General features: G+C 71.1%; 18 protein-coding genes. 15 read left to right on the top strand and 3 right to left on the bottom strand.

What is annotated here, in order from left to right:
- Positions 1-11: 11 nt before the first annotated feature.
- The 7 genes from WA675_RS00165 (at position 12) to WA675_RS00135 (ending at position 7,302) form a co-directional block, all read left to right on the top strand.
- Entirely contained in the window at positions 12-1,613 is a 1,602-nt protein-coding gene (locus WA675_RS00165) for an ABC transporter substrate-binding protein (RefSeq protein ID WP_336080867.1), read from the top strand.
- Positions 1,580-2,602, top strand: a complete 1,023-nt coding sequence (locus tag WA675_RS00160; RefSeq protein WP_442945521.1) for an ABC transporter permease — start codon at positions 1,580-1,582, stop codon at positions 2,600-2,602. The genes WA675_RS00165 and WA675_RS00160 overlap by 34 nt, the downstream gene beginning before the upstream one ends.
- A complete protein-coding gene (locus WA675_RS00155; protein WP_336080866.1) occupies positions 2,595-3,419 on the top strand; it encodes an ABC transporter permease in 825 nt (274 codons plus the stop codon). The genes WA675_RS00160 and WA675_RS00155 overlap by 8 nt, the downstream gene beginning before the upstream one ends.
- A complete protein-coding gene (locus WA675_RS00150) occupies positions 3,416-4,300 on the top strand; it encodes an ATP-binding cassette domain-containing protein (RefSeq protein WP_336080865.1) in 885 nt (294 codons plus the stop codon). The genes WA675_RS00155 and WA675_RS00150 overlap by 4 nt, the downstream gene beginning before the upstream one ends.
- The gene (locus WA675_RS00145) at positions 4,300-4,935 is read left to right on the top strand and encodes an ABC transporter ATP-binding protein (RefSeq protein WP_336080863.1); all 636 of its coding nucleotides are present in this window, start codon (positions 4,300-4,302) and stop codon (positions 4,933-4,935) included. The genes WA675_RS00150 and WA675_RS00145 overlap by 1 nt, the downstream gene beginning before the upstream one ends.
- A 52-nt stretch (positions 4,936-4,987) precedes the next feature.
- Positions 4,988-6,370 (top strand): FAD-binding oxidoreductase, encoded by a 1,383-nt coding sequence (locus WA675_RS00140; RefSeq protein ID WP_336080861.1) that lies wholly within the window; start codon positions 4,988-4,990, stop codon positions 6,368-6,370.
- Positions 6,371-6,582: 212 nt separating this feature from the next.
- A complete protein-coding gene (locus WA675_RS00135; protein ID WP_336080860.1) occupies positions 6,583-7,302 on the top strand; it encodes a hypothetical protein in 720 nt (239 codons plus the stop codon).
- Between the two features lie 53 nt (positions 7,303-7,355).
- Here the strand turns inward: WA675_RS00135 and WA675_RS00130 are convergent, their stop codons facing one another.
- Positions 7,356-8,489, bottom strand: coding sequence for a cytochrome P450 (locus WA675_RS00130; RefSeq protein ID WP_336080859.1), 1,134 nt, complete (start codon positions 8,487-8,489; stop codon positions 7,356-7,358).
- Positions 8,490-8,677: 188 nt separating this feature from the next.
- On the opposite strand from WA675_RS00130, the gene WA675_RS00125 reads away from it, so the two are divergent.
- The 6 genes from WA675_RS00125 to WA675_RS00100 all read left to right on the top strand — a co-directional run bounded on the left by WA675_RS00125 (position 8,678) and on the right by WA675_RS00100 (position 14,485).
- Positions 8,678-9,706 (top strand): 3-oxoacyl-ACP synthase III family protein, encoded by a 1,029-nt coding sequence (locus tag WA675_RS00125; RefSeq protein WP_336080857.1) that lies wholly within the window; start codon positions 8,678-8,680, stop codon positions 9,704-9,706.
- Between the two features lie 6 nt (positions 9,707-9,712).
- A complete protein-coding gene (locus WA675_RS00120) occupies positions 9,713-10,579 on the top strand; it encodes a hypothetical protein (protein ID WP_336080856.1) in 867 nt (288 codons plus the stop codon).
- Positions 10,576-10,947 (top strand): hypothetical protein, encoded by a 372-nt coding sequence (locus WA675_RS00115; protein ID WP_336080855.1) that lies wholly within the window; start codon positions 10,576-10,578, stop codon positions 10,945-10,947. The genes WA675_RS00120 and WA675_RS00115 overlap by 4 nt, the downstream gene beginning before the upstream one ends.
- A gap of 166 nt (positions 10,948-11,113) precedes the next feature.
- The gene (locus WA675_RS00110) at positions 11,114-12,133 is read left to right on the top strand and encodes an NAD-dependent epimerase/dehydratase family protein (protein WP_336080853.1); all 1,020 of its coding nucleotides are present in this window, start codon (positions 11,114-11,116) and stop codon (positions 12,131-12,133) included.
- A 61-nt stretch (positions 12,134-12,194) separates the two neighbouring features.
- Positions 12,195-12,950 (top strand): glycosyltransferase family 2 protein, encoded by a 756-nt coding sequence (locus WA675_RS00105; RefSeq protein ID WP_336080852.1) that lies wholly within the window; start codon positions 12,195-12,197, stop codon positions 12,948-12,950.
- Between the two features lie 17 nt (positions 12,951-12,967).
- Positions 12,968-14,485, top strand: coding sequence for a class I adenylate-forming enzyme family protein (locus WA675_RS00100; protein ID WP_336080850.1), 1,518 nt, complete (start codon positions 12,968-12,970; stop codon positions 14,483-14,485).
- 4 nt (positions 14,486-14,489) lie between these two features.
- Here the strand turns inward: WA675_RS00100 and WA675_RS00095 are convergent, their stop codons facing one another.
- Complete coding sequence (locus WA675_RS00095) at positions 14,490-15,794, bottom strand: phthiocerol/phthiodiolone dimycocerosyl transferase family protein (RefSeq protein ID WP_336080849.1); 1,305 nt, start codon at positions 15,792-15,794, stop codon at positions 14,490-14,492.
- Positions 15,795-15,898: 104 nt separating this feature from the next.
- On the opposite strand from WA675_RS00095, the gene WA675_RS00090 reads away from it, so the two are divergent.
- Together WA675_RS00090 and WA675_RS00085 are read left to right on the top strand one after the other, a co-directional pair.
- A complete protein-coding gene (locus WA675_RS00090) occupies positions 15,899-16,177 on the top strand; it encodes a hypothetical protein (protein ID WP_336080847.1) in 279 nt (92 codons plus the stop codon).
- Positions 16,174-16,491 (top strand): hypothetical protein, encoded by a 318-nt coding sequence (locus tag WA675_RS00085; RefSeq protein ID WP_336080846.1) that lies wholly within the window; start codon positions 16,174-16,176, stop codon positions 16,489-16,491. The genes WA675_RS00090 and WA675_RS00085 overlap by 4 nt, the downstream gene beginning before the upstream one ends.
- Here WA675_RS00085 and WA675_RS00080 read toward each other — a convergent pair.
- The gene (locus tag WA675_RS00080; RefSeq protein WP_336080844.1) at positions 16,488-17,651 is read right to left on the bottom strand and encodes a hypothetical protein; all 1,164 of its coding nucleotides are present in this window, start codon (positions 17,649-17,651) and stop codon (positions 16,488-16,490) included. The two genes, WA675_RS00085 and WA675_RS00080, sit on opposite strands and share 4 nt — an antisense overlap.
- Positions 17,652-17,826: the final 175 nt, after the last annotated feature.

Raw genomic sequence — 17,826 nt, 5'->3', positions numbered from 1 at the left:
GACGAGTGGGAATGCTTCGGGTCAGGCGGCCGCGCACGCTGGGAGCGGCGCTCGCGCTGGCGATCTCACTGTCCGCGTGTGGGGCGCCGCAGAGTGGGTCGCCGGATTCGATCGTGCTGGCCGACGCCTTCGAGCTGGGCGGATACAACCCGGTGGCCGGGTACGGCGCGGCCGGGGAGGCCAAGGTCTACGACGGGCTGCTGCGCCTGAGCGGCGGCACCGGCATGCCCGGGTTCACCCCGGCGCTGGCCACCGAGCTGCCGTCGCCCAATGCCGACGCCACGGTGTGGACCGCGCCGTTGCGCGCAGGGGTGCGCTTCAGCGACGGCTCGGAGTTCGACGCGGCCGATGTGGTGGCCACCTACCGGGCCATCCTCGACCCGGCCTCCGCCTCGGAAGTCCGGTCCTCGTTCTCGATGATCGAGCGGGTCGAGGCCGTCGACGCGCGATCGGTGCGCTTCACCCTGCGCCACCCGTACGCCGCCTTCCCCACCAAGCTGCTGATCGGCATCGTGCCCTCGGAATCGGTCGCGACACCCGGCCCCGCCACCGAATCCCCGCTCAACACCCATCCGATCGGCACCGGCCCCTACCGGCTGACCACCCTCGAGCCGACCCGCGCGATCTTCGAGGCGAACGAGAACTATTGGGGCGGAGCGCCTTCGGTCAAACGCCTGACCCTGCTCTACGTCCCCGACGACAACACCCGCGCCCAGCGCATGGCCACGGGCGAACTCGACGGCACCTCGCTGCCCCCGCTGCTGGCCGCCGGATTCGCCGACCGTGCCGGAATGTCGGTGCGCGCCAACACCTCCGCCGACTGGCGCGGGGTCTCCATGCCTGCTGCCGATCCGGTCGCGGGCGATCCGGCCATCCGGCTCGCCCTCAATCACGCGGTGGACCGCCAGGCCATGATCGACAATATCCTCGGCGGCTACGGCCGACCGGCCTACACCCCGCTGCCCGAGGTCTACGGCGACGCGCACGACCCGACCGCCGTCTTCCCCTTCGACCGCGCCCGCGCCGAGCGGATCCTCGACACCGCGGGCTGGCGGCCGGGCGCCGACGGCGTCCGCGCGAAAGACGGTGTGCGCGCCCGGTTCACGGTGATGTACAACTCCACCGACACCTTGCGCCGCGATCTCGCGCTGGCCTTCGTCTCCGATGCCCGCCGGGTCGGCGTGGAGGTCGATCTGGCGGCGCTGTCCTGGGACCGGATCGAGCCGCGCATCGCCCGCGACGGCATTCTGCTCGGCGGCGGCGACGAGCCCTACGATCCCGACACCCAGGTCTACAACACCCTGCACTCCCCCTCCGCCGACCCCGGCGCGGGCAGTCCCTACGACAACGCGAGCCGCAGTTCCGATCCGGTGATCGACGCCGAGCTCGACACCGCCCGCCGCAGCACCGATCCGGCGGTGCGCGCCGACGCCTACCGGGCCGTGCAGCAGCGCTACGTGCAGGACCCGAGCCATGTCTTCCTGGTGCACCTGGACCACACCTATGTGCTGAAGGACTCCGCCTGGACCACCTCCGGCCCGATTCTCGAGCCGCACGCGCACGGCGTCACCTGGGGTCCGTGGTGGTCGTTGCGGACCTGGTCGCGCCGGTGACACGCAGCCGGTGGCGCGGGCGCGGGATCGCGGCCATGGTCGGCAGGCGGGTGCTGGTGCTGGTACCGGTGCTGGTGGTGGTCTCGGCGGCGCTGTTCGCGGCGGCGGCGGTGTCGCCGTTCGATCCGCTGGTCGGGTATCTGGGCGCGCGCTACGAGTCGACCAGCGCGGCCGACCGGGCCCTGCTCGCCGATCGGCTCGGCCTGGACGCCCCCTGGTATCAACTGTACGGGCACTGGCTGTCCGACCTGGTCCACGGTGACCTGGGCAGCTCGCGCGGGTTCGCCCAACCGGTGAGTGAGCTGCTCGCCCAACGCCTTCCGTGGACGATGCTGCTGGTGACGGTGTCGATGGCCGTCGCCATCGCGCTGGCGCTGAGTGTGGGCGCGTGGGCGGGTATGCACCGGGGCGGGCTGGTGGACCGGGCGGTCGCGACGACGTGCGTGGTGCTCCAGGGGCTGCCGCCGTTCGTGGTGTCGCTGGCCGCCATCGCGCTGTTCGCGGTGGGGCTGGGCTGGCTACCGCCCGCCGGGCTCACCGACGCGGGCGCCGACCCGGATCTCGCCCAGGTGGCGCGGCATCTCGTGCTGCCCGCCGCCGCGCTGGCCCTGTCGCAAGTGCCGTGGCTGCTGCTGGCGGTGCGCGAATCGGTGGCGGGTAATCGCGCCGAGGATTTCGTCGTCGGGGCGGCGACCCGGGGTATCGACACCGAGACCATCACCCGCAGGCACATCCTGCCCACCTCGCTGGCGCCGTTCGTCACCATTCTCGGCGTCCGGCTGCCCGAGGTCGTGGTGGGCGCGGTGCTGGTGGAGGAGATCTTCTCCTGGCCGGGCATCGCCGGGGCGTTCGTGCGTTCGGCCCAGGATCTGGACATGGCGCTGCTGGCGGTGCTGACCGTCGGCACCACCTGTGCGGTCATGCTCGGCTCGCTGCTCGCCGATGTCGCGGTGGTGCTGCTGGATCCGCGGGTGCGGGCCGATGGCTGAGCGGCGGCGGCTCTACGCCGCGCTCGCCGTCCTGCTGGCGGTGATCGCCTACGCGGTGCTGGTGCCCTGGCTGGCCGGGGTCGACGACCGGCTGACCGATTTCGCCACCGCCCGCCGGGCGCCCTCGGGGCAGTGGTGGTTCGGCACCGATGCCGCCGGGCGCTCGCTGTTCGTCCGGATCGCGGCGGCGCTGCGCACCTCGCTGCTCGTGGCCGCCTGCGCGGCGGCGGTGTCGACGGCGCTCGGGGTGCTGGTCGGGGCGGTGTCGGCGCTGGCCGGTGGCCGGGTGGACCGGGTGATCATGCGGTTCGCCGATACCGCCAACGCGCTGCCGCATCTGCTGCTGGGCATTGTCATCGTGGCGCTGTTCCGGGGGAATGTGGCGGCGGTGGTGTTGTCGATCGGGCTCACCCACTGGGTGCAGGTGGCGCGGATCGTGCGCGCCGAGAGCCTGAGCCTGCGCGAACGCGACTATGTCGCCGCGGCCGTGCTGGCGGGCGCGCGCCGCACCCATCTGCTGCGCGCCCACCTGCTGCCCGCGGTCGCCCCGCAGGCGCTGATCGCGGTGGTCCTGCTGCTCCCACACGCCATCTGGCACGAATCGACCCTGTCGTTCCTGGGCTTCGGACTGCCGCCGCACGAACCGAGCCTGGGCACGCTGCTCGCCGAGGCCCGCACCTCCCTGCTGCTGGGCGGCTGGTGGACGCTGCTGTTCCCGGCCGGTTTCCTGGTGCTGACCACGGTGGCCGTGGCGGTGGCGGGATCGTCGCTGCGCACCCTGCTGCTACCGCCGAAACCGTCGAGGATGCCGCGATGACCGGACTGCGTATCGAGGCACTGACCGTGCGGATCCCGGTGCGCCGGGGCGAGGTGGTGCACGCCGTCACCGAGGTCTCCCTGGAGATCCCGGCGGGGACCGTGACCGCGCTGGCAGGCGAATCCGGGTGTGGGAAGTCCATTGTCGCGAGCACTGTGCTGGGTGTGTTGCCGCCGAACGCGGTGACCACCGGGTCGGTGCGGCTGGATCTCGCGGACGAGAGCCTGGACGTGCTCGCCGCGCGGCAGCCGTACCGGGGGCGTCATATCGCGCTGGTCCCGCAGTCACCGGGCACCCATTTCACGCCGGTACGCACGATCGGCTCCCAGCTCGCCGAGACCGTCGCCGCGCTCGGCACCGGGCACGACCCGGCCGACCTGCTGCGGCGGGCCGGGCTCGAACCGTCCGCGCTGACCCGGTATCCGCACGAACTGTCCGGCGGGATGGCTCAGCGGGCGGCGGTCGCGGCGGCGCTGGCCGGTGACCCGGCGGTGATCGTGGCCGACGAACCCACCGCCGGACTCGACCGCGCCCGCACCGACCAGATCGGTGCCCTGCTGCGCGAGTGCGCCGACCGGGGCGCGGCGGTCCTGCTCATCACCCACGATCTGGGTCATCTGCTGCGCGCGGGTATCGCCGACACCCTCGCCATCATGTACGCCTCGCGGCTGATGGAGGTCGGCCCGGCCGCCCACGTCCTCGACGATCCGTGGCACGACTACACCCGCGACCTGCTCGCCGCCCTCCCCGAACGCGGCCTGCGCCCGCTGCCGCACCCGCCGCGCGCGCTGACGAACCTGTCCGAGATCTGCCCGTACGCGGGCACCCCCACCGCGCTGGCCCGCCGCGACCAGCGCCTGATCCGCGAACCGAGGTCCTGATGCTCGCCGCCGACGCCGTCACCGTGGGCTACGAACCGGGCGCGCCGGTCGTGCGCGGGGTGGACCTGCGGGTCGAGCCGGGCGAGGTCGTCGGCATCACCGGCGATTCCGGCTCGGGCAAGACCACCCTGGCCCGCGCGCTGGCCGGATTGCTCACCCCCAGCGCGGGGCGGATCACCTGCGACGGGCAGCCCCTGCGGCGGCAGCGCGGTGCGGTCGCCATGGTCTTCCAATCACCGCGCGCCGCCACCAATCCCCAGTTCACCCTGGGCCGCATCATCGCCGAACCCGCCGTCATCCGGCGGGCCCCCGGCCCGGACCTGCCCACGCTCGCCGCCGAGGTCGGCCTCACCCCCGACCTGCTCGACCGCCGCCCGCACGCGCTCAGCGACGGCCAGCTGCAACGCGCCTGTGTGGCCCGCGCGCTGGCCCAGCAGCCGCGCTATCTCGTCCTCGACGAGGCCACCGCCATGCTCGACGCCGCCACCACCGCCTCCGTCGTGCGCCTGATCATGGAGCGGGCCGCCGCCGGTCTCGGCGTCGTCCTGATCAGCCACGATCACGCTCTGCTCGAGATCGCCTGCACCCGGGTGACCACCCTGCGCGCGGGCAGCCTGCGCACATCTCCGCAATAACCCCACGAATGCCTCAGGTGGGTCTCAGGAACCGCTCTTAGCGTGAGCCCCTGTGACTTTCGCCCAGGAGAATCCCGTCCTCACCCGGCGCAGCCTGAGCGGCTGGTGCCGGACCGCGCCGACCGTCGCCGAGGTGCTGCACACCCCCGACCTGGCGGTGATCGCCGAGCGGGTGCGCACCGCGGGACCGCGCGGGGTGATCGCGCGCGGACTCGGCCGCAGCTACGGCGATCCCGCGCAGAACGGCGGCGGCCTGGTGGTCGACATGACCGCGCTGAACCGCATCCACCACATCGACCCCGACAGCGGCATCGTCGACCTGGACGCGGGCGTCAGCCTGGACACCCTCATGCGCCGCGCCCTGCCGTACGGGCTGTGGGTGCCGGTGCTGCCGGGCACCCGGCAGGTCACCGTGGGCGGGGCCATCGCCTCGGATATCCATGGCAAGAACCATCATTCGCAGGGCAGCTTCGGCAATCACGTGGTGTCACTGGATCTGCTCACCGCCGACGGCTCGGTGCGCACCCTGACACCCGAGGGCGAGCAGGCGGAGCTGTTCTGGGCCACCATCGGCGGAATGGGGCTCACCGGCATCGTCACCGGCGCGCGAATCCGGTTGACGCACACCGAGACCGCGTACTTCCTCGTCGACAACGACCGCACCCGCGATCTGGACGAGACGATGGAATTGCTCACCAACGGCTCCGACGACGGCTACGACTATTCGATGGCCGTGCCCGACACCATTTCCACCGGAGCGAAATTGGGCCGCGCCGGATTCAGCCGGGGCTCGCTGGCGACGGTGGATCAATTGCCGGTGAAACTGCGGCACCGGCCACTGGGATTCGACGCGCCGCAATTGTTCACGGTGCCCGATATCTTCCCCAATGGAATGGTCAACAGCGTCACCACCCGGATCGCCGCCGAGGCCGCGCATCGGCTGTTCCCGCGCCGGGCGCGCGGGCGCGTCCAGAATCTGACGCAGTTCTATCACCCGCTGGATCTGCTCGGGGAATGGAACCGCGCCTACGGCAGGCGCGGGTTCCTGCAATACCAGTTCTCGATGCCCTACGGCGCCGAGCACCAGCTCGCCGAGGCCGTGCGCTTCGTCGCCGAATCGGGGCACCACTCGTTCCTCAATGTCTTCAAGCGGATGGGCGCGAGCAACCCGGCGCCGCTGTCGTGGCCGCACCCCGGATACATGCTGAGCTTGGACTTCGCCCTCGCCGACGGCCTGGACCGGATGTGTTCCGCGCTCGACGAGCGGGTGCGGGCCGCGGGCGGGCGGCTCTACTTCACCAAGGACTCGCGCACCTCACCGGAGATGATCGCCGCCATGTATCCCCGGCTGGGCGAATGGCGGCAGGTGCGCGACGCGGTCGATCCCGAACGAGTGTTCGTCTCGGATCTGTCCCGGCGGCTGCGGCTGACCTGACGTGCCGTAGATCACGATCCCGAAAATGTCATCGAAAGTCATTCCCAGCACATGACTTTCACCGGCAATGACGCAGATCACTGTCCGATTCGGCCTCTCAGGACATTTTAAGTTACTTCTCGGCAACATTGAGTTGGACACTTGCTCATGGGTGCTCGATCGAGGGCCTGCGCTCCCCAGGGAGCACCGCCATTGAGGGAAAGACCGCATTCATGAAGTTCAGCAAGGTTGCCGCAACCTCCGCACTCGTCATCGCCGCGCTGGGAATCGCCACCGGCACCTCGCACGCCGAGCCCACCGCGCCCGCGCCCGCCCCGATCCCCGCCTTCCTCGCCGGTGTCGAGCAGGGCGTGAACCAGGTGCTGCCCGGCATCCACTGGAAGACCGGCATCGAGGGTGACGCCGTGGTCGTGGAGACCGACGCGGGCTCGCTCACCACCGAGAACAACCAGTTCCAGGTGCGCGACAACCAGGGCGTCGTCGTGGCCGCGCTGCCGCTGGCCTACACCATCGACGACCTCGAGTACCCGATCGACGCCGCCGTCGACGGCACCCGCGCGCTGCTGACCCCGCGCACCGACGCCGCCGCGGCCCGCCCGGCCGCGCTGAAGCCGGTCGTGCGCCAGGACGCCTTCGACGACGCCCTCTCCGCCGCGGCCACCCAGTTCGGCATCATCACCTCGATCGGCACCCTGGTGGGCACGCTGGTCGGCGGTGGCGCGGGCTGCGTCATCGGCGGTATCGGCGGCCTGGTCCTCGGCATCCCGGTGCTCGACCTCGGTGGCGCCACCGGTGTGGCCGGTTGCCTGGCCGGTGCGGCCATCGGCATCCCGCTGGGTGCCGCGGCCGGTCTGGTGCTGACCGGTGTGCCCGCCGCGATCGTGGTCGGCATCGGCTTCCACAACCGCATCAACGCGCCCGAGAACCAGTAGTCCCGCGCGCATCGACAGCCCCGTCCACTCCGGTGGGCGGGGCTTTCGCGTGCTCAGGTCAGCCGGATGCGCAGGGTCCGGTAGGTGGGGATGAAGACCTTGCGGCGATAGCGGCGCTCGACGATCTCCCACGGCCTGCCCGCCGCGGTCAGCGCCGCGAGCAGCGCGGTCAGTTCCGAATGCACCAGCTGGGCGCCCAGGCACAGGTGCCTGCCGCCGCCGAACCAGAGCTGCCGGGTCTCTGGCACGTAGTCGCGCGCCACCCGGAACTCGCCGACGGCGTTGTTGATCGTCCAGGTGAGGATCTTGACGTGCTCCCCGGCGCGCAGGTCGCGATCGGCCACCCGGACATCGGCGGTGACCGACCGGCCCACCAGGTAGGCCGGGCTGGTGACGCGCAGGGTCTCGCGCACCGCGTCGCCGATCCGGTCGGGCGCCACGAGCAGGGCGCGCTGTTCGCCGGTGTCGTGCAGGATCGCCACCATCCTGGTCATGGCGCTGGCCAGGGTGTCGGTGCCCGCCACGGCCATCAGGATGGCCAGGCCCGCCGCGTGCTCGACCTCGAGACCCAGTTCACGGCACCGGCCGAGGGTGGTGTCGGGGTCGGCGCGGGCATAGGCGTCGGGCACATTGACGGCCAGCTGGGTGGCCAGCTCCCTGGCCCGCGCCACCGCGACCGGGTCCAGCGTGGTCGAGGCCATGGTGCCGAAACCCAGGTTGACAAGTTCTTCGACGTGGTGGAACAGCCGCAGGAACAGCGCGTCCTGGTCGGCGTCGGGGTCACCGCCGATGGCCGCGGCGATATCGACCGGGCGCATCCCGACCAGATCCGAGACGCTGCGGCCGACCAGGATCTGCGCGCGGGCGGCGATGTCGACGGTCTCGCCCGCGACCAAGCGCTCGCGCAGGTCGGCCAGATCGGGCCCGATCACCCGCTGGACCAGGGCGTCGGTGTGGCTGAGGGTGAACAGATCGCGCACCTTGGCCCGCAGTTCGGTGTGGCCGGGGCCCTCGAACAGGTCCTCGACCCATTCGCCGATCACCTGTGCCCACCAGTGCCCGGCCGCGCCCTCGGAGACGATGCTGAAGTGCGTGCTGTCGTTGTAGATCTGGCGGGCCACCAGCGGATCGGCGACGAACCAGCCCAGTCCAGGGACCTTACGGATCGGGCGCGCGACCCGTCCCAACAGCAGTAACCCCGGTAGCCACGGCTGACCTGCGGCGAGAAGGGCGAGTTCCTGACGACGAGCGGCACTCCACACCCCGGCAGAATGTAGTTGACCGTGACCGAATAGTGAAGGTCTGTGACTAGGATCGGCGGGATGCGCGGATGGTGGGCTGTCCATCACGCGTCATCGACAGAAGTGTGAATGCCATGGTGAACTCGACAATCGAAGCTGTCGGCGCGTATCTGCCGACCCGGGAAGTGACCACCGCGGAGTTGATGAGCCGACTGGCCGTCGACGCGCCGCTGGATCTGGAGAAGGTCAGCGGCGTCAGCGCCCGCCGGGTCCGCGCCGAGGACGAGGACTCCTTCACCATCGCGCTGGCGGCGGCGCGCAGCGCGCTGGCGAACTCCCGCTACGACGCCGCCGAGCTGGATGTGATCATCTCCTGCTCGATCACCCGCACCCGCGGCGAGGACTTCTGCCTGGAACCGTCCTTCGCGCTCATGCTGCGCAACGCGCTGGGCGCGCGCGGCGCCATCCACTTCGACATCTCCAACGCGTGCGCCGGGATGATGACCGGAGTCCTGGTGCTGGACAGGATGATCCGTTCCGGCGCGGTGCGCCGGGGGCTGGTGGTCTCCGGCGAGTGCATCACCCCGATCTCCGACACCGCGGTGCGCGAGATCGCGCAGAAGTACGACCCGCAGTTCGCCTCGCTCACCGTCGGTGACGCGGGCGCGGCGGTGGTACTCGACGGCACCGACGGGCCCGGCCTGGACTACGTCGAACTCAACACCAGCGCCGCCTTCGCGAAACTGTGCCTTGGCATGCCCAGCGATCAGGGTCCGGGCGTCGCGCTCTACACCGACAACCGGGCCATGCACAACGAGTCGCGGTACCTGCTGTGGACCACCCGGCAGCGCGAGTTCCTGGCCGCGCGCGGCACCAGCTTCGCCGCCGAGGGCTACGACTACCTGATCCATCACCAATTCAGCGGTCCGGCGGTGGAACTGATCGACAAGATCGCCGAGCGCGAATTCGATTCGGCCATGCCGCCCAAGCTGGCGGTGCTCGACCGCTACGGCAACACCGCCTCGACCTCGCATTTCGTGGTGCTGCACGACGCGTTGCGGCAGGGGCGGATCGCGCCGGGGTCCAAAGTGCTGCTGGTGCCCGCCGCGTCCGGGGTGGTCGCCGGGTTCCTGTCGGTGACAATCGGCGAACTTCGGGTATAGGACAGTATGGGAATCATCATTTCTTCGGCCGTCACGCAGTCCGGCGGCGTCAGCTCGGTGGGTCAGGCGGCCGAGGCCGCGCGGGCCGCGCTGACCGGTGCGGGCTGTACCGCCGAGCAGGTCGACGCGCTCATCAATGTCGGGGTCTACCGGGACGCCAACCTCGTGGAACCCGCGGTCGCGGCGCTGATCCAGCAGGCCGCGGGCATCGGGCTCGACTATCGCGCCGGTGAGCTGCCGTGCCTGTCGTTCGACCTGATGAACGGCGCCTGCGGGCTGGTGAACGCCGTCGGCGTGGCCTCCTCGCTGCTGGCGGATCTACCCACCGGGCACGTCGTGGTGGTCAGCGGCGACGCGCATCCCGCCCAGCGCGCCGACGTGGAGTTCGCCTTCGAGCCGGTCGGTGCCGCACTGGTGCTCGAGAACCACAGTGACGCCGTCGGTTTCGGTGGTGTGCATGTGAGCGCGGGCGATACACTGCCCGACCCGCAGGGGTATGTGACGCTCTCCGCGATGGGCGCCGAGGGCCGGTCCTCGCTCACCGTCGAACTCGCCACCGGCACCGCCGAACTCGTCGAGCACGCGGCCACCGCGGCCCGCGAGGCGCTGGCCGCCGACGGCCTCGACGCCGCGCGGGTCGTACTCCTGTGCGGCAAGCCGACCCCGGATTTCGCCGAGACGCTGGCCACCGAGCTGGGTGTCGGCGCCGTGATCACCGACGGTTTCGCCGGTGACGCCCACACCTCCGCGCTCACCGCCGCCTTCGTCGCGGCCAGGGACGCCGGAGCGACCGAGCGGCCGTTGCTGTTCGTGGCCGCCGACGGCGGACCCACCGCGGCGGCCGTGACCTATCGAGGACTAGGAGTGCAGTGACCAAGCCGAGCCGACCGATGCATGCCGTCCCCGACCTGGCGGACGACGACACCTGGACGGTGCAGCCCGCGCAGACCGGAACCGCCCGGCACCGCGCGCAGGCGCCCGACCGCACGCTGGTGCTCGCGCTGCGGTCGATCCCCATCATCGGGTGGATCTTCCTGGCCGTCGGCGTGGTGCGCCCGTTCCGGTCCCGGCCGCTGCGGATCGTCTTCTGGATCGACGCGTTCCTGAGCGTCGTCGTGCACGCGGCCCAGGTGCCCGCCGCCCGCCGCGAGGCCGCCGCCCGCGGCATCGCCCCCGGCCGCGCCACGCTCATGACCATGCTGCTCGGCGCGACCTGGTGGAAGACCCTGGATCAGCGGTGAGGACCACGCCGGACACCGACAACACCTCTGGGCGAGCGATCGCCGAGGGGATGTCGTCGGCTCCGGCGCGATACCTCGACACGGGGTGCCGCAGTGGGCGCTGCGCGAGGGCTCGTCGGCGTGGTGGGGCGGGGGCGATGGCCGGACCGCGTCGTAGGGTGGCGCGATGACGGTGCTGGTGACGGGGGCGAGCGGGTTCGTCGGTGGGGCGGTCGTGCGCGGTCTGGTGCGGCGCGGAGTGCCGGTGCGGGCGATGGTGCGCGATGCGGCCACGGCGCCCGAGGGCGTCGAGGTGGCGGTGGCCGATCTCGGGGACACGGCGGCCCTGGCGCGGGCGGTGTCCGGGGCCACGGCAGTGGTGCACGCGGCGGCCAAGCTCGGTGAGTTCGGGCGGCCCGCGGAGTTCTTCGCGGTGAATGTGGCCGGGACCGACCGGCTGATGCAGGAGGCCGCGGCGGCTGGGGTCGCGCGATTCGTATTCGTGGGCAGCCCGAGTGCGCTGATGGCGCCGGACGGGGGCGACCAGCTCGGGATCGACGAGACGGTGCCGTATCCGGCGACCTTCCTCAACAGCTACTGCGAAACCAAAGCTGTCGCTGAGCAATTGGTGCTCGCGGCCGACGCCCCCGGGTTCACCACCTGCTCGCTGCGGCCCCGGGCCGTGTGGGGTCCCGGTGACCGGAGCGGGCCGGTGGTGCAGCTGCTGTCGAAACTGCGGGCGGGCCGCCTGCCCGATCTGTCCGGGGGACGCGAGGTGTGGGCCTCGCTGTGCTACATCGACCATCTCGTCGACGCGGTGGCACGGGCACTCGACGCCGAGAACATCGGTGGGCGTGCCTATTTCGTCGCCGACGCGGAACCGATCGCGGTATGGCCGACGCTGGACGCGGTGGCGCACCGGTTCGGCTTGTCCGCGCCCGCGTTCACCCTGCCCGCGCCGGTGGTCGGCGGAGCGCTGGCCGCCATCGAGACGGTGTGGCGGATTCCGGCAGTGGCCCAGCGGTGGACGCCGCCGCTGTCGCGCTACGCGGTCGCGCTGGTCACCCGCTCGGCGACCTACGACCTCTCACGCGCCGAGCGCGAACTCGGCTACCGGCCGCAGGTCCCCTTCGCCGAGGGACTCGATCGGTTTCACCAATGGGTCACCGCGACAGGCGGACTCGATCGGCTGTTGGAGGACCTGTGAACGACCACCGGAACACACCGCGAGCACCACTCGGCCCGCCGAGGGACCGGGTCCGCGCGCGATGACCACGGCACTGTGGGTGGTGATCCCCGCGTTCAACGAGGAACGCGGCATCGAGGCGACCCTCGAGGCCGTGGCCGCCCAGCACGACACCGATTTCACGGTGGTCGTCGTGGACAACACCTCCACCGACCGCACCGTCGAGATCGTCGAGAAGTTCGCCGCCCGGTATCCGGTCCCGCGCATCGAGGTGATCACCGAGGCGCAGAAGGGCACCGGTGCCGCCGCCGACACCGGCATGCGATACGCCATCGCGCACGGCGCCACCCTGCTGGCCCGCACCGACGCCGACTGCCTGCCCGCCCCCGACTGGACCGCGCGGATCCGGGCCGGTTTCGACGCCGGTCTGCGGCTGGTGAGCGGGCAGCTGATCCCGCGCACCGACGAGGGCGTGTCCTGGCTGGACCGCACGATCATCCGGGTCGCCCTGGAGCTCGCGTCGACCTTCGGCAAGGTGCGTTCGGGCAATCGGGATCCCCGGTATCTGGGTCCGTATGTGATGACGCCCGGCTGCAATATGGCGATCACCGCCGAACTGTACGAGGCCGCGGGCGGGTTCCCGCGCACCGCCATCGAGGACCTGCACGAGGACCGCGCGCTGGTCAACGCGGTGCGGACCGTCACCACCGACTACGGGCTGCGCAGGGATGTGCGGGTGTACGGATCGAACCGGAGGGTGCGCGCCTGGGGGATCCGCAGGACACTGGCCTGGTACGCCGACCATCGCTACCGGCCGGAGATCGTCGATATCCGCTGAGACCAGGGGGACCCGCAGTGACCACCGATTTCCTCGCCCGCCTGCGCGCGCACGCCGAGCGCATGCCCGACGCCTCGGCCCTGGGGACCGTGGGCAAACGCGCGCTCACCTATCGCGAACTGGTGGAGACCGTCGGACGGGTGGCGCACAATCTGCGCGTTGCCGGGTTCCGGCCCGGTGACCGGATGCTGTTCTCCATCCGGCCCGGGGTGTCGTCGGTGCTGCTGATCTTCGGGACCATCGCGGCGGGCGGCACCATCGTGTTCGTCGATCCGGGCATCGGTCCGCAACTGTTCGCCGCCCGCGTGGGTCTGGTCGAACCGAGCTGGGCCGCCACGGAATCGCTGCTGTACGCGGTGAGCGGCCCGCTGGCCGGGCTCGGCCGCGGGCGCGGGCTGGAACTGCCCCGCTTCGGCGCGCTGCCGGTGCGCCACATCCACAGCGGCCCCTGGCTGCCGGGCACCCCCGTGAGCTCGACGCCGTTGCGCCGCTTCACCGGTGGCACCGAGGACGTCACCCTGCCGCCGATCGACCCCGACGCCGAGGCGCTGATCGTGTTCACCTCCGGCACCACCGACGACCCGAAAGCCGTGGTGCACACCCGCGCCTCGCTGAGCGCGGGCCTGACCGCCATGGGTGGGCGCACCACCCTGGCCCCCGGTGCCTTCCTGCACACCGAGCAGCTCATGATGGGCCTGCCCGCGCTCATGGCGGGCGCGCGCTGGGCCCTGCCCCGCTACCCGCGCCTGGGCACCCACATCGACCCGGTGCGCTTCACCGCCCGCCTGCGCAGCGCCACCCACGCCTTCTACACCCCCGCCGATCTCGCCGTCGCCCTCGACGCGATCGAGGCCGGAACCCTCACCGCGCCACCGCATCTGCGCCAGGTCGCCCTCGGCGGCGCGCCGGTCACCACCGCCCTGCTGCGGCGCGCGCAGAAGTCATTGCCCGACACCGAATTCCTCGCGATCTACGGCATGACGGAGATCCTGCCCGTCGCTGTCGCCACCGGTGCCGCCAAACTCGCCCACGACGGCGACCTGCTCGGCACCCCGGTGCGCGGGGTGGTCGCCCGCATCGCCGATGACGGCGAACTCGTCCTGGCCGGACCCAACCTCTGCCGCGGCTACCTCGGCGCCGAACCGCTGCGCGAGGTCGCCACCGGAGACCTGGCCCGCTTCGACGGCGACCAGCTCGTCCTCACCGGACGCAAGAAGGACATGATGATCCGGGGCAAGACCAATATCTACCCCGGTCTCTACGAGCCGGTCATCACCGCGCTCGACGGGGTGCGCGAGGCGATCATGGTCGGGCTGCCCGACGAGGTGGGGGACGAGCGGATCGTGCTGGCGGTGGTCGCCGAACCGGGGGCGGGTGATGTCGCCGGGCTGCTGCGCACTCGGTTGCCGCAGATCATCGACGTGTCGGCGGTGCCCGACGACATCGTGGTGGTCGCCCGGATTCCGGTCAGCGGACGGACGAACAAGCCTGATCGGGGGGCGTTGCGGGAGATGGTGCGCGAGTTGCTCGAGTGAGCGGTCACGGTGCCGGGTGCAGGATTTCGGTGGTGAGCAGGTGGTGGGTGCTCGTCGCGAGGGCTTCGGCGGCTGGGTGGGTCAGCAGGTCGGCGACGTAGCAGAACGTCATCGATAGCGTGTCGCCGAGCGTCGCCACGGCCACGGTGAGGGCGCTCGCGCAGGAGTTGGTGCCCGCGACGGTGAGGGCGGTGAGATCCATCGGGTCCACGGTGGCGGGTGGGGTGAGGCGGCCGAGGTTGCTGAGGGTGACGTTCCACGGGGCGCGGCGGTCGATGAGTTCGATGGTGCGCCTGCCGGTGTCGAGGGAGCGGGGGCAGCCGTAGCGGATGGCGGCCAGGGCGGCGAGGTCGGCGTGGCGGTCCAGGCGGTGGGTCAGCTGGGCTTTCGCGGAGCGGGCCGCGTCCCACAGGGAGTGCGCCGGGCCGAACGGGACGAAGGTGGGGATCACGGCGGTGTACATGCCGGGTTCGTCGTCGGCGGGGGTGGGTTCCAGGCGGGCGCGCACGTCGACGGGGATGCCGATCCCAGCCACGCCGGAACCGTGCGGGCGGGCCAGCTCGCCCAGGGCCTGCGCCAGGGCGGCGGCGACGGCGGCGTTCACGGTGACACCCGATTCGTGGCAGCGGGCCCGCAGCGCGGTGAGTTCGGGACCGTCGATCGTGCGGATCACCGTGCGGGTGCGGCGCACCGGCAGCGGCGGCGGGATGCCGGGCACGCCGACCGCGCGCCGGGCCACAGCCGTGAGCTGGCCGGTGAGATTGGTGCGCAGGCAGCGCAGCAGGCGGGTGTGGCGCGCCGGGATCAGGTCGTCCGGCGGCGGAATCGGCGGACGTGAGGCCGCCGGGGCGGGTGTGCCGAAGGTGTAGGCGAGCAGCCGCCAGCCCAGCGCCGCCATCGAACGGCCGTCGAGCAGGACGTGCGAGAGCACCAGGATCAGGTCGTGCTGTTCCTCGGAAGTGCCGGGGCGCCAGGCCAAGTCGATGATCCGGCCGGGCGCGGTGGCCAGATCGACCGGTTCGGCGAGCTGCTCGTCGAATACCGCGTGCCACTCCCCCGGCTCGGCGACGACACGATGCAGCACCGGCAGATGCGGGTCGGCGGCGGGCACGAAGCACGGACCGTCGGCCACCACGGTGCGCAGCAACGGGAACTCCGCGACCAGCGCGGCGGCGGCGTCTTCGAGGCGATACGGGCCGATCGTCCCGCGCACCCGCAACCGGACCACACAGTTGGCCGGGGAGAGCTGATCGACGAGCCAGAACCACCGTTCCGAGGCCGACAGCGGGCGAACCACCTCGGTGCGCACCTCGCGGCCCTCCCCTTCGTCGGAAACCTGATCCCCCGCGAGCGTAACGCCGGGCCGGTCGGCGGCGCTTCCGCCTGCTGGTACTACATGCGTATTATGGACTGATGGGTTTCGAGTGGCCTGATTGGGCGATCGCTCACCTGATCGGCATCGAACCCAGCGAGGTTCGGCAGGTCCTCGCAGCGTCACAACGGTGGCCGCGCCCGGCCTTCGACGGCCGGGTGGCCGTGCTGACGGTGTGGGGGCGCACCACGGCAGGCCGCCCGCTGATCGTGGTCACACGGCAGCGCGACGACTGGACGTGGGTGATCATCGGCGCACGCGCGATGCGCGCCGAGGAACTGGCGCGATTCGAGCAGTGGGAAAGTGGGAACCGATCATGAGCGATCTTCCGTCCAGCAAAGAAGAACTCGCCGATTTCATGGACCGGCTGAGCTTCTCCGACGCGCCCACCGACGCCCCACCCCGCCTGCCCGCCAACGAAGACATCATGGTCACCACGTCCATCCGCCTCCCCCTCGGCCTGCACAGTCGCCTGAAGGAACTGGCCGACGAACGCCGCGTCGGCGTCTCCACCCTGCTACGCGAATGGGCCGAAGCGGCGGTCGCCGAACTCGACGACGAAGACCAGATGATCTCCCTGGCCGAAGCCAAACGCGCCCTCTCCCGCGTCCACCCGATCCACCGGGCGTCCTAACGGTCCGCGGGCAGTGAGGGCACCAGGGCTTCCGCGACGCGGGTCAGGGTGGCGCAAGTCTGGTCCACGGACTTCGGATCCTCGACGGAGATCTCGATCTTCACCGAGCCCATCCGCAGACCGTCGTCCCGAGCGCCGAACGGGGTATCGAAGGCCAGGAGGCAGTAATCCTCGCTGTCTTTCCAGAGCAGCCGCATCGCGTCGCGGCCCGCGACGGTGACGCGCCGTGGGTCCCGGTAGTGATCGGGGTCGAAGTACCTCAGCACGAATCCCTGGTGATCCGCTTCGACGATCAGGTCGAACTCCGGTGTGCGCCAGCTGCACGAGGATTCGGCGGGATCTCGGTCGCGGGGCTCGGCGGGCAGGCCTGCCGCTTCGGCCCGCTGACCGGCCAGCGTGCAGGGATTCCAGTCCACGTAGTCGGGCGGTGTCGTCTCGGCATGCGGCGTCGGATCCGGCAGCTGTTCCCAGCGGCCGAGTTCGGTGCGGGGCAACTGCGGCGGCAGCGTCGTGGCGAGGGCGGAGGTGAGCGTATCGGACGCGGCGCGCAGGTCGGCGCGCAGCTGTGGTGAGTCGCCGGTGGGAAAGGCGTTCTCGCCCTGCCAATTCCGACCCGAGACCGCGACATCGATCCACAGGTTGTCGATCCTGGTCTTGGTCAGAATCGAGGCCGAACCGTCTTCGACCTCGGTCCAGACCATCGAGTCCTGACCGACCCCGGCGACTGTCTCCGGGCCGACCACCGCATCACTCGTGAGATGGTCGTAGTCGACCAGCGCCTTCTGCTCGTCCACCGGCGTGCCGGTCTTGTTCACCGCGAGCCGAATGGCCACCGAGCGCGACATCGGGCTACCGGCGGCGACATCACCGGCGGGAATCGGATCCTCGAACGTCACCCCGCACTGCAGATCATGACTCTCGCCGCCCGGCGTCGTCCCCAGACGCGCATCAGGATCGAACACCGCCCCACCGACCATCCGCAACGACACCCCCACCGCCTCCTCCACCACATCACACCCGGCCGGAACCTCCGAAAATACCTCCAGCCGTATATCTTCCACGTCTCCCACCCCGGAGCTCCGCCCCGAACACCCGACCAGCGCCGCCCCCACACACAGCACGATCATCCCCGTGCGCCACTGCTGAATCACGATCGACATCTACCACACGATGGATGTGGCAGATCATCCCAGCTACGTCAGCGGGAGGGTGGGAGGTGGGGTGCGAAGGTGTGTCCCCCTCAGTGGACGTCCGAATTTTGTGAAGTCAGCTGAACGTGCGGCGCAGGATCGCTCGCGTCTCACCGAGCGGTAGGCTCGGGCTCGCTGTGACGAC

It is taken from the genome of Nocardia sp. SSK8 (assembly GCF_037034205.1).
Classification (GTDB): Bacteria; Actinomycetota; Actinomycetes; order Mycobacteriales; family Mycobacteriaceae; genus Nocardia.
This window is presented reverse-complemented; position numbering and strand designations above follow the sequence as displayed.